Below are 13094 nucleotides of genomic sequence, written 5' to 3' on the forward strand. Positions count from 1 at the left end.
GATCCTGCGGGGATGAGCCAGTCGTTTCCGCCCTACCGCGACTATCTGGATGAGGCAGAACGGGGCACCGCTCCGGAAGTCGTGCCGGTAGGCGAGCCCACCCCTGGACGCGGCACCGTCTTCGTGCAGAAGTTCTCTGACGGGACCTGGCACGGGTCCTGGCAGGAGAACTACGAGGTCCCTCGCGAAGACGGTGCCGTGGCCGGCGTAGCGGACTGCGAAGGAACCGAGGGGGAAGTGTTGCGCTGGGCGCGCTCGCGGCCTGCCGCCCGATTCCTGATCTTCTCTGTTCCGGACGGCGATTACGTTCCGCTGGCCGGCGTTGAGGACGACTGAGTCCACAACACCTAAGGGCGCGTCAGCGGTCGTCCAGGCGGTCGATCGCCGTGCCGAACGCCGCGTCCGCGCTGTCGATGAAGTCGGCCGGGAAGCCCCGCTCGAAGCCGGTCGCCGCGTCCAGGCGCTGCACCGCCTCCGCCGGGAGCGCCAGGTCGAGCGCGCCCAGATTTTCGGTGATCTGCTCGGCGCGGCTGCTGCCCAGGATCGGCAGGACGGCGCGGGACCGCCCGCGCAGCCAGGCGATCGCCACCTGCGCCTGGCTGGTCCCGGTCTGCTCGGCGATCTCCGCCAGCACGCCGACGACCTTGGCCTGCCGCTCGTCCAGCGGGTGTCCGGCCTTGCCCGCCAGGACGCCGTGGGCGAGCGGGCTCCAGGCGGCCACGCTCAGGCCCAGGTGCTCGGCCATGGGGAGCAGTTCGCGCTCGATGTCGCGTTCGAGGGGGTTGTAGGGCACCTGGAGGGCGGCGAACGGCGTCCAGTCGCGCCACTCGGCCAGGGTGTTGGCACGGGCGACCACCCAGGCGGGCGCGTCCGAGATGCCGACGTAGAGGATCTTGCCCGCGCGGACGGCGTCGTCCAGCGCGCGCATCATCTCCTCGATCGGGGTGCGGCGGTCCCAGATGTGCGCCCAGTAGAGGTCGATGTAGTCGGTACCGAGGCGGCGCAGGCTGGCGTCCAGCGCGCGGGCCAGGTTCTTGCGGTGGTTGCCCGCCGCGTTCAGGTCGGCGGCGTCGCGGGTGCAGGTGTACTTGGTGGCGAGGACGAAGCGGTCGCGCCGCCCTTTGAGGGCGGCTCCCACCAGCTCCTCACTGCGTCCGTCGCCGTACATGTCGGCGGTGTCGATGACGTTGCCGCCGGCCTCGTCGTAGACGTCGATGATGCTGCGGGCCTGCTCTTCTTCGCCGAAGCGCATCGCGCCGAGGAACACCTCGGAGACGCGCAGGCCGGTGTTTCCCAGCAGTCGGTAACGCAAGGGGGCTCCTCTTATCGGGCGTGGCCGTACAGGAAGGTGTGCACTCCGGCGACGACGGCGGCGTCGGTCTCCTCCGGCGTCGCGCCCGAGGGCAGCGAGGGGTTGACGACGCTGACGAGCATCATCAGCTGCAGAGCCGAGCGTTCGGCGTCATCGACGGTCAGCAGTCCCTCGTCGGCCATGCGCCGCAGGTGCGCGGCCATCTCGCGGCGCACCCGGAGCGGCCCGTCGCGCTGCCAGCTCGCGACGACGTCGGCCGGGATGTGCGCGATCTCGGTGTTGACCTGCCGCACCAGGGCGGTGTGCTCGGCGAACTGGGGCATCGGGCGCACCCAGTCACGGCCGAACGCGACCAGGTCCCGTTCCAGATCCACGATCTTGTGGAGGTGACGGTCGATGACGGCGATCTGCGCCTCGGCGACACGGGCGGTGCTGGCCTCGATGGCGGCCTGGAAGAGGGCGGCCTTGTCGGCGAAGTGGTTGTAGATGGTGCGGGTGGAGACGCCTGCTTCGGCGGCGATGGCGTCGATCCCGGCGCGGGTGTAGCCGTCGCGCGCGAACACCGCGAGCGCCCCGGCCAGGATCGCCGCACGCTTGTCGCCACGTGGGGGCATCGGTCTCCTCGTGCCATCGGCGTTGCACTTTTTACAACGTCCGTTGTACTTTAGCCCGTTCCCGCCAGATCAGTCGAGCAGGCGCGCCTCCACCTCCGGGTCGAGGCCGACGGCCGGGCGGTCGGAGCGTTGCGGGGCCGTGCCGCCGATGCCCTGCAACCAGGTCCAGGTGTCGGCGACGGTCTCCTGGACGGGACGGCAGCGCAGGCCGCTGGCCAGGGCTTTCGCGACGTTCGCCTGGTGCATGAAGTCGTGGTCCTCGCCCGGCGGGAGCCAGACGGGGAGGTCGATCCACGGCTGGACGCCCGCCGCGAGGATCTTCTCGGCGTCGGTCCAGCACAGCTCGGCGTCCCCGCCGGTGACGGCGACGCACGCTTCCAGCAGCGTTTCCATGGTGGCGTGGCCGGACGGGCTGACGAGGTCGTAGGGACCGTCGAGGCCCTGCTCGATGGCGTCCAAAGTCCAGACGGCCAGGTCGCGCGCGTCGATGTACTGCAGGGCCAGATCGCGCGGGCCGGGAGCCAGAACCTCGCCGCCGCGCGCCATCCGGTTGAGCCACCAAGGCAGGCGGCCGATGTTCTCGTAGGGGCCGAGGATGAGCCCGGCGCGCACGAGGAGCGTCCGGTCGCCGAACACCTCCAACGCCGCGAGTTCTCCGCCGCGCTTGTCCTCGGCGTAACCACCGGACCCGGCCTCCACGACCGGGGCGTCCTCGGCCAGTTCGGGGGCGGCCGGGTAGGCGTAGACCGAGCGGCTGGAGATGTAGGCGTACCGTCCCACGCGGCCGTCCAGGAAGCGGGCCGCGCCCGCGACCACCTGGGGATCAGCCGACCAGGTGTCGACGACGGCGTCCCACTCGCCCTCCTTGAGGGCCGCCAGGCCGCCTTCCTCGGTGCGCTGGCCCAGCAGCGAGGCCGTGCCGGCGGGAGGTTCGTTGCGCCCGCGATGGAAGACTGTCACCTCCCAGCCACGTGCCACGGCGTCTTCGGCGACGGCCCGCCCGACGAACTCGGTACCACCCAAGATCAGAAGTCTCATACCGCCGACTCTGCCCGCCGCCGTCCCGGACCGGCACCCCCGCACGCTGACAGCGGAATCGTCAGGCGCGGCAGACGATCTCGCCGTGCAGGACGGAGAACCAGCCGTCGTCGGCCGCCGCCCACGCCTTCCAGCCCGCGTAGCAGCGCTCCAGGTCCGCGCGCGTCGCGTGGCCGCCGGACACGGCGTGCTCGGCGACCGACGAGCGGACCAGCCGGCCGCCCCACGACTCGCTCCACCATTCGCGCTCCTCGGGCGTGCTGTAACACCAGACGGACGCCGACGACGTGACGTCGGAGAACCCGGCCGCGCGCGCCCAGGAGGACAACCGCCGCCCGGCGTCGGGCTCGCCGCCGTTACCGCGCGCCACGTTGTAGTAGATGGGCCGCCAGTCATCCATACCGGGCGGGCTGGGGTACCAGACCATGCCGCCGAAGTCGGCCTCGCGCGCGGCGACGACACCGCCGGGCTTGCAGACGCGGCGCATCTCGCGCAGGGCCTGGACGGGATCGGCGACGTGTTGCAGGACCTGGTGGGCGTGGACGATGTCGAAGGCGGCGTCGGGAAAGTCCAAGGCGTGGACGTCGGCGGTGGCGAAGGTGACGTTGTCCAGGTGGGCGGTGGCCTTGGCGGCTTCGGCCAGGACGGATTCGGCGGCGTCCACGGCGGTGACGGGGCCGGGCGCGACGCGTTCGGCCAGCCCGGCGGTGATGGTGCCGGGTCCGCAACCGACGTCCAGGACGGCGGCGCCGGGTTGCAGATAGGGAATCAGGTAGGCGGCGGAGTTCTCGACGGTGCGCCACTGGTGGGAGCTCAGGACGGTCTGGTGGTGGCCGTGAGTGTAGGAGGACATCGGGATCACCTCTCGGTTGAGGGGGATGGTGCCGTGCTCCCGACCCTAGACCGCTTTCTCATAGATTGAGAAGTGAATCTTGCTATATGAGACAAGCGTTGTTGTGCACGACCTGCGCACCGGCGAGACCCGCATGTCGGGCGGGACGCTGGAGGTGGCGGCGGCCAGCACCGTCAAGGTGGACATCCTCGTCGCACTCCTGCGCGCCGGGCCGCTCTCCCCCGCCGAACAGGACGCGGCCGCACGCATGATCCAGACCAGCGACAACGAGGCGGCCACGACCTTCTGGACCAAACTCGGCGGTGCACCGGGCCTGGCCCGCGCCCTAAAGGAACTGGACCTGCGGGAGACGACCCCGAACCCGGCCTGGGGAAAGACGACGACAACAGCCGCCGACCGGATACGCCTGCTGCAAGCACTGGCCTCACCCGACCTGCCGGAAGAACACCGGTCGTACGTGTGGACACTGATGTCGCAAGTGCGGCCCGACCAACATTGGGGCATCAGCGCAGCCGCCGAACCGGGCGATGCCGTTGCGCTCAAGAACGGCTGGATGCCCCGCGACGCCGAGAAAGGCGCGTGGACGGTCAACAGCTTCGGCCGCGTCACGGGCCCGGACCAAGATGTGTTGATCGCAGCGGTCTCGCGCGGCCACCGCACATTGGCCGACGGCATCGCCGCGCTGGAAAAAGCCGTGCGGAACGCAAAAGCCCGTAGGGAAGCATGGCTTCCCCACGGGCGTTGAAAACTGCGTCAGGCCGCGAGCGCGACCCGGGAACCCGTCACCGCCAGCGGGACGCTCATGGTGTCCACGCCGGTGAGGGCGCCGGGGGCCGGGTGCGGCTCGTCGGTGTAGGCGTTGAGGGCCAGGCCGGTCAGCTCGCCGATCCAGGGCTGGACCAGGGTGCGCTCGGCGGGGCCGTGCAGGTTCGGGTGGGTGAGGTGGAACGTGGCGTGCATTGGCCGCTCCCCTTTCGTCATCCGGCAGTCCGGTCGCGCCGGCCGGACGTACCCGGTGGTACGCATCGAACAAGCTCCCCGGTTCGACGCGTATTTCGTGACGTCTCCCACGTCACGAGAACAACGTATGCACCGCCTCTGACATTTTCCGGCGTCAGAGCAGGCGGTACATGATGTGCAGTCCGATATAGCCGTGGACGGGGTGCCGAAACCCCTCGGGGAGGGTGGCGACGATCTCCATGCCGAGCGAGCGCCACAGGTGGACCGCCCGCTCGTTGGTCTCCACGACCGCGTTGAACTGCATCGCGCGGTAGCCGTCGGCGCGCGCCTGCTGGAAGATGTGCTCGCCCAGGGCGCGCCCCACGCCGCGTCCGGCGTGCGCCGGGTCGACCATGAAGCTCGCGCTGGCGATGTGCGAGGCGGGCCCCATGTGGTTGGCGACGAGGTTGGCGGTACCGAGGACAGTGCCGTCATCGTCCACGGCGACGACGGTGCGCCCGGGAGGCGGCACCATCCAGAATTGCCTGGCCTGCTCTTCACTGACGTCGCGCGGCCAGGAGAAGGTCTCCCCGGCGGCGACGATCTCGCGCTGGAACGGCCAGATGGCGGCCCAATCGGCCGCGGTGGCCGTTCTGATCTTCATGCCGCCCAGCATGGCGTGGTCCGCGCGGGAAGCGCGACCGGTTTTCCGTCCGCCCCTCAGAGGGCCGACAAGGAAGACTGAACGATGAACGGGGCGGCGTGCACACCGTCGGGCCAGAGCCAGAGGGCACCCGGTGCGACTTCCTCGGTCAGGTAGGCGAGGAGCGGGTCGCGGCGAGGCTTGAAGTGGTGCTCGGCGAGTCGGGCGACGGCGTCCTCGAAGGGGACCCACGCGGCTTCGAGCACCAGCCCGTCGGGATCGGCGACGTCGATCCGTCCCACGGGAGGCCCGGCCGCGAAGGCGAAGACCGTCCACTCGCCGTCCCAGCCGGGTTCACCGGTGATGGTGTACTGGGCGACGAACGCGAGCTCGGTGGGGGCAGCGACGATCAGCCCGGTCTCCTCGCGCACTTCCCGGACGAACGCCTGGTGGACGAGCTCGCCGCGCTCGGAGAGCCCGCCGGGCAGCACCCACTGCGGAGGGTGGCCGGGATGCTGCTCGCGGACCATCAGCAGATGACCGTCCTGCTCGACGATCGCGGACACGATGATTCCGGACGTCATCCGCATGGAAGTAGCTCGCCCTCCTGTCGCCGGGGTCTGGTCACTTTCCAGACTCCACCGCGCCATCATCGACCATCCCGCCCCAACCGCACATCCCACCCACGGATCCGCAGGTGCCGACGTCATCCAGCCGAACGCCGAAGACCCCCACCGAGGCGGGGGCCGTACGGGTGACTCAAAGGTCGTACTTGGCGGCTTTGATGTCGGAGAGGACAGCCGCCAGCCTCGCCCGACGCAGAAGGATGTGCCCCTGGCCGGGCTGTTTGCTGTCCCTGACACCGATGCCATCAGCAAGGCTGGCGATCTCGACGCACTCGTTGCCGTGCGCGTCGCTGTAGCTGCTCTTGCGCCACCCTGCTCTCACTTCATGCACTCCACAGCGTCGACTATCAGGTCTCGTGAGGCCCCCACCGGAAGGGCCAGGTCACCGATCTGTTCGTACCGGATCGCAAAACCACGCACTTCCGCACGATCTACCGCCAGTCTGCCACCGGCGCACGCCTCCAGATATGCCACGTCCCCCTCCTCCACGGTGGTGAGGATGAATGGCCCTTCCAGTCCGAGATGACCACCTGCCGACAGGGGGACCACCCGAATACTGACGTTGTCCAATTCCGCAGCCTGTAGCAGGTGGACGAGCTGGCCGCGCATCACGTCCACACCGCCCAGCGGACGGATCAAGAGCGCCTCGTCCAGCAGGAAGCGGAGCAGCGGCGGGTGTTGCGCCGTCAGGATCTTCTGGCGTCCCAGCCGTACGGCGAGCGCGGCCTCGACGTCGATCGCGCCGATTCCGCAACGCAACCAGGCTCGGGCGTAAGCCTCGGTCTGCAACAGGCCGGGCACGACCATCCCGGAGTACTGCCGGATCACCCGCGCCCGCTCTTCGTATCCCACGTGGTGCTTGAACCAGTCGGGGTCGTGCCCCGCGCGCGCATAACGCAGCAACCGCTGGAAGTGGCCGTTCAGATCCCAGAGCCGGTCGAGGGCCGCCGCCTGCTCGTCGTCCAGCCGGTAGCCGGGCCGCCCGGCCTCGATGTTCGAGACAGTTTGCCGCGCGCAGTTGAGGACGCGCCCCAACTGCGCGCACGAGAGGCCGTGCTTGACCCGATAAAAGTGCAGGTCAACGGCGATCCAGTGCCACATGGAGGAGTCGGGGTCGAGCGATTCGCGGAGGGACATCGCGCACTCCAAGCGTCTTGGATGACTTGCAATACGCGGCAGGCTAATTCCAGAGCGTGACGCTTGTCTTGAGAAGCCGCAACCCTAGAAACGGCGGGTGATCGACATGAGCGAGCGCGACACACGGGCAACGCAGTGGCAAGACAGGCAAGACAGCTTGCCGGGGCGGTGGCGGGAGCCCTATCGCTCCGGCGACTCGATGTGGCGTGTCGAGCTGCGCCGCAAGCTCACGCCCTGGGAGCAGGAAGCCGGCCTGCTGCGTGTCCTCATCGCTCCCACCGAGGATGAGCTGATGGCCATGCAGATCCGCCAGGACGAACTGGCCGCCAAGGTCGCCTCCCCGCTGCCCGTCCGCCCCTCGCACCGAAGCCGGTGATGGACTGGCCGTCCGCAGTGCAGGCGATGACGGCGCTGACCTTCTTCGTCCTCGGCCTGTCCCTGGGCATCGCGCTGATGACGCTGGTGCGTGCTCTACGGCAAGAAGCCCACGGCCGTCATGCAGCGGGCGGTCCCCGTGCTCGGAAACTTCCTCGTGGCTAGGGATTCTTCGGAAACTCAGCCGGGCGGGCGCTGCTCACCATAACTCCCGGCCCCGCAGCAGGGAGCGCAGGCCCAGGTCACGCCTTTCCTGGCCCTCGGTGGCGTCAACGATCGCCACCGCGCCCACCCATACGGCGTTCCCCGCCTCCACCAGGCGGCGTGCGGTCTGGGCCGTTGCCGCCGTTTCCACCCAGTCGTCCACGAACAGCACCCTCTGGCCCGTCCGCAGATTCCGGCGGCGGACGCTCCAGCGCAACGTCCGGTTGTTGTAGTCCGGCGGCGTGTTGCGCACCAGGACCTGATCAGCGATCTGGTCCTCCGGCATGTCCTTCCGCATCTGGACGAAGCCCGTCCCCGTCGCGATCGCCACCAACGGCCCTAACAGGAACCCCATCGACTCCGGCCCCATCACCGTGGTCGGGCGCTCGCCCTGATGTAATCCGGCCAAGGCGGGGCCCAGATCCGACAGGACGTCGGCGCGTCCCCACCAGCCCGTCATGTCCGCGACCCGCTTTTCGCCGTACGACTCGTACGACGCCAGCAGTCGGCCCCGCATTCGATCGGTTACATTTTCCTTCCGCATGAAGGGATCATGCTGTGCGGTTCCGATGCAGGCGACTGAATTTCTCGGCCGTGGCCTTGTTTGGGCGGGGTTTCGGTTTCAGCGGGGGTTTTCGGTGCGCCACTTCACGTAGTCGGCGACCGCTGCGGAGACGTCGAAGTTCGGGGTGAAGCCGGTGTCGCTGGTGAGGCGTGTGATGTCCAGGTGTGGGTCCTCGCCGGGGCCGTTCTTCCGGCCAGGTAGGAGGTTGAGGCGCAGGTCGGGGGTGATCGCTTCTAGGGCGTCCGCGAACTCCTGGTTGGTGAACGGGCGGCCGCTGGACACGTTGTAGGTGTCGTGCCGCAGCGTCCCCGTGTCCATCAGCAGCGCGATCGCCCGTCCCGCGTCGGGCGCGTAGCACTGGTCCCCGCCGTCGTCGGCGTGCAGCGGTTGCGGTTCCTCGCCGCGCAGCACGGCGCTGATGTACGGCGGCACATAGAAGAACGGCGATTCCGGATCGACCAGCGGCCCCCAGATGGTCCCGATCCGCAACACGACCGGCTGCACGCCGCTGCCTTGCAGACTGTGCGTCGTCAGCGGTTCGACGGCCTTCTTGAACGCGACGATCAGGTGCGGCAGGTCCGCGGTGGGTAGCGGGAGTTCCTCGTGCCAAGGGATTTCGGTCCGGCCTATGTACACCCCGAGGCTGCTCGCGACGGCGAACCTGCGGACACCCCACGTGCGGGCCGCGTCGAGCGCGTTGAGCAGGCCCGCCGTGTCCGTCCGGAAGTAGCGGACCGGGTCCTCGCCGGGGATGCTGCCCGCCAGGTGCACGATGTCGCTGATCTCGTGGCGGTCGGCGAGGGCCAGGAACGCGTCCCGGTCGGTGACGTCGAGCCGCTCCACCGTCACCCGCCCGGCGAGGAACGACGGCACCTCGGCCCGGTGGTACGCGGTCACCACGACCTCATGTCCCAGGTCGACCAGCGCGCGGGCCGTGTGGGCGCCGATCATGCCCAGCCCTCCGGTCACGAGGATCATCGGACCACCTCGTAGCGCAGGTGGATCACGCCCGGCGCCGGGACGGCCTCCAGCAGCCGCAGGCGCACGTGTTCCGGCAACTCCCGGAAGAAGTTGTGACCACCGCCCAGCAGCACGGGCACCTGGTGCAGGATCACCTCGTCCACCAGGCCCGCCGCCAGCGCCGAGGTCAGCACGCCGCCGCCCATCAGCGCGACGTCCTTGTCCCCGGCCACCTTCCGCGCCGCCGCGATCGCGTCCTCCACGCCCGTGGTGATGAGCGTCTGCGTCTCGCTGATCTCGGGCGCGGGCCGGTGGCTGAGGACGAACAGCGGCGCGGTCGGGTGCGGGGCTCCCCCTCCCCAGTGGCCCGAGTGCTCGTAGGTCGTGCGCCCCGAGATCGTCGCGCCCACCCGCGCGGCGGCGGTGTCGAAGAACCGGGCGCTCGGCTCGCTCAGCTTGAACCCGTCGAACAGCCGGCTCGGCGTGTCCCCGTCCATGTACCAGTCGAACAACATGGGCGCGTCGCCCAGACCGCGCCCGAACTCCTCGCCCCCGTCCGGTGTCCGCCCGCTGATATAGCCGTCGACCGAGACGGCGTGGGCGCTGAAGACCTTGCTCATGGCTCTCCTCCGCGGTTGGCCGGGAAGTCGAACCTATGAGCGCCGCGCCGCCGGTTCTTGAACGAATCGAGCAAGATCAGTCTTGCGGTTCCGGCCCGCGAGGAACGGCCTGTAGGACGCCGAGTGGTCGTGGCCGCAGGTGCACCGGTCGACGCTGCCGCCCAGGAGACCGCGCGGAGTGAGCCCGGTCAGGCGCAGGCACTCCCGGCTGAGATGCGCCTGGTCGGCGTACCCCGTGTCGATCGCCAGTCCCGCCGTGCCGCGCCGCCCTTTCGCCCCGGCCTGCGCCAACGCGAGGAAACCCTGGAAACGCAACGTCCGCTGGAGGACCTTGGGGCTCACACCGACCGCGTGCAGGCAGCGGCGACGCAGCTGGCTCGCAGAAAGGGCCAGGTGGGCGGCCAGAGCGTCGATGTTGACCGGATGCCAGGGCATCAGCGCACTCACCGCCTCACTCACCAGCTGATCTACACGCCCCGCGCTCCGGAACTCCTGGAGAAGGTGACCCTGCAAGAACATGAGCGCCCGCTCGGGCGTCCCGGCCAAGGCCAGCGCCTCCACGAGGCGGTCCGCCCGGCTCCCCCACAGTTCCGTCAGGTCAAGGCGCTGGTCCACCAGATCGTTGAGCCCCGTCGGGAGGCGCGGCGGCGTTCCCGGCCAGAACCGCACGCCCACGACGGTGGTGCGCGCCGGAATGACCTCGATCTCCGGCCCGGTCAACGGCCCGAGCAACTGGGCACGGCCGCCAAGCGGGAAGTGGATCTCGACCCCGCCCGTGGGCAGGTGCCGCTGCACGTACGCCGCCGCGCCGGTGCGCTGGATCCAGACCGTCCGCACCGCCCCGCCAGCTCCGGCAACGGCGAACGCTCGACGTAAGACTCCATGGCGGCGGCCCCTTACGCCGATCCGTGGAGCGGCACGTCGGACATCGCCACCCGCAGCTCAACGGGAAACTCCGGATCGGCCTGCCCGACGGACAGCGCCACCCATCGCCCGCCCGTCGGCGGCCACCAGACCAGCATCACGCTGCTGAGCTGGCACAACTCCGCCATCGGCTCGGGTGCCGGTTCCTCGCCCCACAGGTACGGATCGAGATCGACGCGCTCGGGCGCTCCCCACCGCGCCGTCAGGACGTCCGCCAGCGCCTGGAGGGACGCGTCGATCTGCTCCTCGGCGGCCTCGACGGCCTCGGGGCTCCGGTCGTCCCAGAAGTCCTGGGTGGCCTGGAGAACCCTGACGTGGTGGCCGAATCCGTCGCCCTCGGCGAGGGGAAGCGCGAGCAACCCGTCCACGATCGCCAGGTGCCCTTCAACGGCCATGCCCAAAACCTAGCGATCCCTCCAACGCCGCACGAAGCTCGCGTTCCCCTCCCCCCCTGACGGCACGGCCGCCCGAAAGCAGCAGGAACGAACTTGACCTGCGCAAACGCATGGGAGCAAAAGAACCAGGGCAGGCCACGCAAGGAAGGCTCATCAGACAACGCCTGATTGGAGCGGTATGACCACGCCCGAAGAGAGCGCCCCCAAGACCCACGACACCGACCAGGTCCTGGCCGACTCCACCCCGGCCGATCCGAAGAAGAAGCCGGACAACCGGACCCAGATGGCGCAGGAGCTGGAAGAGGCCATGTCGGAGGCCGGGGTCAGCCGCGAGGACCTGACGTCCGAATGACGCGCGCCGGGACACGGCCGGGCCGCCACGAAGATGCCGGGCCGATCGTGCGCTGAGCGCACGACGGCCTCGGGGGAGGCCGCTCCGGCGGCCGGATGAGGAGAAGGCTTTGTCAGCTAAGCAGCGGGCGGCGAAGGCGGCCGCGCAGGACCGTGACTCCCTGGCACTTCTCCAGGGCGTCTTCAACATGGTGGGCGGGGCCTGGCCCATCGTCAGCAGGCGCAGTTTCGAGTGGTTCTTCGGCCCCAAGCGCGAACACTGGATGCAGCAAACCGTCGGCGGTCTGATGATCATGTCCGGGTGGTCGCAGGTGCGGGCCGTCGGCACGCCGGAGGGACGCGACCACGCCCGCCGCGTCGGCCTGGGCGTCGCGGCGACGCTGCTGACCATCGATCTGATCCACGCCCCGCGCGGCCGCATCCGCTGGACCTACCTGCTGGACGGCGTCGCCGAGGCCGCCTTCATCGCCGCCTGGTGTCGCGCGGAGAAGGGCGGGGCGAAGTGATCACGGTGCAGGACGTCGAGCGGCTGCTGGCCGCCGAGGGTTCCGGGGCCGCGCTGGTCGTCGTCGGCGGCCGGGCCGAGGTCGTGCCGGAGGGCGCGGACCCGGGCGGTCTGGTGGTCGCCGACCGGCAGGAGGTGCTGGACCGGCTCGGTGGCGGCCGTCCCTCGCCGGACGACCTGGCGCGGGTCGCCCAGGCCCTGGACACGGCGGTGACGGAGATGGGCGGCTGACACCGGCCCACCACCGCGCCACCCGGAAGATCCCGAAAGCGTATGATCTGCCTCCCCGCCCCGAGAACCGGGCGGGGAACGGCGCTGATCTGGGGATTCCACGTGGAGTACTTCTTCTACTGCCGCGACCGGCCGGGCACCTGGCCGCTGCGGGTCGAGTTCAACGACGACCACTGGGCGTTCATGGACCGGTACGACGAGGTGCTGATCGCGCGCGGCCCCACGCTGAACCCGGACGAGACGACGACCGGCAGCATGCACGTCGCCGACCTGCCGGACGCCGAGGCCGCGCGCGTCTTCGCGTTCGAGGAGCCGAACTACCGGCGCGGCATCTACGACGAGGTGCTCGTCCGCCGCTGGAGCGGCCTGACCGACCGCACGATGTGGGACTTCACCGGCGCGGTCGCCGAGTACGAGCGCTTCCTCCTCCTCGGCCACGGCAAGCCCGGGACGGCCACTGTGGACCCGACCCTGGACGCCGAGCAGCGCGCCTACCTGCTCGAAGGCGACTACCGCGACCGCCTCATCGTCGGCGGCTCGCTGCTGTCCGAAGACGGCACCGACTGGACGGGCACCGCCCTGACGATCGAGCTGCCCGACCGCGCCGCCGCCGAGGCCGTGCTGCCGAACAGCCCCTTCGGCAAGGCCGGGATGTACGAGAACGTCGAAGTCCTCCCCTGGCGCTTCGGCGGCCGCACGGACGACGACTAAGCGGTCGCGAGGGCCCCGCGTCCGGCGCGGGGCCTGATCGGGATCGTCCTCCGGGCCGGTTACTGCAACCCGTTCCACGCGAGCAGGCGCG

At 69.9% G+C, this 13094-nt stretch carries 21 protein-coding genes; 7 read left to right on the top strand and 14 right to left on the bottom strand.

The window, feature by feature from the left end:
* Positions 1-12 precede the first annotated feature (12 nt).
* Entirely contained in the window at positions 13-336 is a 324-nt protein-coding gene (locus AH6_RS10890; RefSeq protein WP_067477762.1) for a hypothetical protein, read from the top strand.
* Positions 337-358: 22 nt separating this feature from the next.
* On the opposite strand, the gene AH6_RS10895 is transcribed toward AH6_RS10890, so the two are convergent.
* The 4 genes from AH6_RS10895 to AH6_RS10910 all read right to left on the bottom strand — a co-directional run bounded on the left by AH6_RS10895 (position 359) and on the right by AH6_RS10910 (position 3817).
* Positions 359-1312: an aldo/keto reductase gene (locus AH6_RS10895; protein WP_067477764.1), complete on the bottom strand. Its 954-nt coding sequence runs from the start codon at positions 1310-1312 to the stop codon at positions 359-361.
* Between the two features lie 11 nt (positions 1313-1323).
* Positions 1324-1926, bottom strand: coding sequence for a TetR/AcrR family transcriptional regulator (locus AH6_RS10900; protein ID WP_067477767.1), 603 nt, complete (start codon positions 1924-1926; stop codon positions 1324-1326).
* A gap of 69 nt (positions 1927-1995) precedes the next feature.
* Positions 1996-2964 carry an NAD-dependent epimerase/dehydratase family protein gene (locus AH6_RS10905; RefSeq protein ID WP_067477770.1) on the bottom strand — a complete coding sequence of 323 codons (969 nt, stop codon included), beginning with the start codon at positions 2962-2964 and terminating at the stop codon, positions 1996-1998.
* 61 nt (positions 2965-3025) lie between these two features.
* A complete protein-coding gene (locus AH6_RS10910) occupies positions 3026-3817 on the bottom strand; it encodes a methyltransferase domain-containing protein (protein WP_067477773.1) in 792 nt (263 codons plus the stop codon).
* Positions 3818-3920: 103 nt separating this feature from the next.
* Here AH6_RS10910 and AH6_RS10915 point away from each other — a divergent pair, with 103 nt between their 5' ends.
* Complete coding sequence (locus AH6_RS10915; RefSeq protein ID WP_083982591.1) at positions 3921-4562, top strand: serine hydrolase; 642 nt, start codon at positions 3921-3923, stop codon at positions 4560-4562.
* Between the two features lie 8 nt (positions 4563-4570).
* On the opposite strand, the gene AH6_RS10920 is transcribed toward AH6_RS10915, so the two are convergent.
* The 5 genes from AH6_RS10920 to AH6_RS10940 form a co-directional block, all read right to left on the bottom strand.
* Positions 4571-4777, bottom strand: coding sequence for a hypothetical protein (locus tag AH6_RS10920; protein ID WP_067477777.1), 207 nt, complete (start codon positions 4775-4777; stop codon positions 4571-4573).
* A gap of 154 nt (positions 4778-4931) precedes the next feature.
* On the bottom strand, positions 4932-5420 hold the full coding sequence (locus tag AH6_RS10925; RefSeq protein WP_218005776.1) for a GNAT family N-acetyltransferase: 489 nt from the start codon (positions 5418-5420) through the stop codon (positions 4932-4934).
* Positions 5421-5476: 56 nt separating this feature from the next.
* Positions 5477-5983: an NUDIX hydrolase gene (locus tag AH6_RS44620; RefSeq protein ID WP_169807832.1), complete on the bottom strand. Its 507-nt coding sequence runs from the start codon at positions 5981-5983 to the stop codon at positions 5477-5479.
* Positions 5984-6158: 175 nt separating this feature from the next.
* Positions 6159-6347 (bottom strand): DUF397 domain-containing protein, encoded by a 189-nt coding sequence (locus tag AH6_RS10935; protein WP_157431405.1) that lies wholly within the window; start codon positions 6345-6347, stop codon positions 6159-6161.
* Complete coding sequence (locus tag AH6_RS10940; RefSeq protein WP_067477789.1) at positions 6344-7162, bottom strand: Scr1 family TA system antitoxin-like transcriptional regulator; 819 nt, start codon at positions 7160-7162, stop codon at positions 6344-6346. The genes AH6_RS10935 and AH6_RS10940 overlap by 4 nt, the downstream gene beginning before the upstream one ends.
* Positions 7163-7259: 97 nt before the next feature.
* Here AH6_RS10940 and AH6_RS10945 point away from each other — a divergent pair, with 97 nt between their 5' ends.
* Positions 7260-7538 carry a hypothetical protein gene (locus tag AH6_RS10945; RefSeq protein WP_067477792.1) on the top strand — a complete coding sequence of 93 codons (279 nt, stop codon included), beginning with the start codon at positions 7260-7262 and terminating at the stop codon, positions 7536-7538.
* A 198-nt stretch (positions 7539-7736) separates the two neighbouring features.
* On the opposite strand, the gene AH6_RS10950 is transcribed toward AH6_RS10945, so the two are convergent.
* The 5 genes from AH6_RS10950 to AH6_RS10970 form a co-directional block, all read right to left on the bottom strand.
* The gene (locus AH6_RS10950) at positions 7737-8258 is read right to left on the bottom strand and encodes a phosphoribosyltransferase family protein (RefSeq protein WP_067477795.1); all 522 of its coding nucleotides are present in this window, start codon (positions 8256-8258) and stop codon (positions 7737-7739) included.
* Positions 8259-8363: 105 nt separating this feature from the next.
* Positions 8364-9284: an NAD-dependent epimerase/dehydratase family protein gene (locus AH6_RS10955; RefSeq protein WP_067477798.1), complete on the bottom strand. Its 921-nt coding sequence runs from the start codon at positions 9282-9284 to the stop codon at positions 8364-8366.
* Positions 9281-9886 (bottom strand): dihydrofolate reductase family protein, encoded by a 606-nt coding sequence (locus tag AH6_RS10960; RefSeq protein WP_067477801.1) that lies wholly within the window; start codon positions 9884-9886, stop codon positions 9281-9283. The genes AH6_RS10955 and AH6_RS10960 overlap by 4 nt, the downstream gene beginning before the upstream one ends.
* Positions 9887-9919: 33 nt before the next feature.
* A complete protein-coding gene (locus AH6_RS10965; protein ID WP_218005777.1) occupies positions 9920-10723 on the bottom strand; it encodes a helix-turn-helix domain-containing protein in 804 nt (267 codons plus the stop codon).
* A 59-nt stretch (positions 10724-10782) separates the two neighbouring features.
* Positions 10783-11205: a hypothetical protein gene (locus AH6_RS10970; protein ID WP_067477804.1), complete on the bottom strand. Its 423-nt coding sequence runs from the start codon at positions 11203-11205 to the stop codon at positions 10783-10785.
* A 178-nt stretch (positions 11206-11383) separates the two neighbouring features.
* Here AH6_RS10970 and AH6_RS44625 point away from each other — a divergent pair, with 178 nt between their 5' ends.
* The 4 genes from AH6_RS44625 to AH6_RS10985 all read left to right on the top strand — a co-directional run bounded on the left by AH6_RS44625 (position 11384) and on the right by AH6_RS10985 (position 13003).
* Positions 11384-11557 carry a hypothetical protein gene (locus AH6_RS44625; protein WP_169807833.1) on the top strand — a complete coding sequence of 58 codons (174 nt, stop codon included), beginning with the start codon at positions 11384-11386 and terminating at the stop codon, positions 11555-11557.
* A 109-nt stretch (positions 11558-11666) separates the two neighbouring features.
* The gene (locus AH6_RS10975; protein WP_083982595.1) at positions 11667-12062 is read left to right on the top strand and encodes a hypothetical protein; all 396 of its coding nucleotides are present in this window, start codon (positions 11667-11669) and stop codon (positions 12060-12062) included.
* The gene (locus AH6_RS10980) at positions 12059-12292 is read left to right on the top strand and encodes a hypothetical protein (RefSeq protein ID WP_067477807.1); all 234 of its coding nucleotides are present in this window, start codon (positions 12059-12061) and stop codon (positions 12290-12292) included. Before AH6_RS10975 ends, AH6_RS10980 begins: the two co-directional genes overlap by 4 nt.
* A gap of 102 nt (positions 12293-12394) precedes the next feature.
* Positions 12395-13003: a YciI family protein gene (locus AH6_RS10985; protein WP_067477810.1), complete on the top strand. Its 609-nt coding sequence runs from the start codon at positions 12395-12397 to the stop codon at positions 13001-13003.
* Positions 13004-13094: the final 91 nt, after the last annotated feature.

It is taken from the genome of Actinomadura hibisca NBRC 15177 (assembly GCF_001552635.1).
GTDB lineage: Bacteria > Actinomycetota > Actinomycetes > Streptosporangiales > Streptosporangiaceae > Spirillospora > Spirillospora hibisca.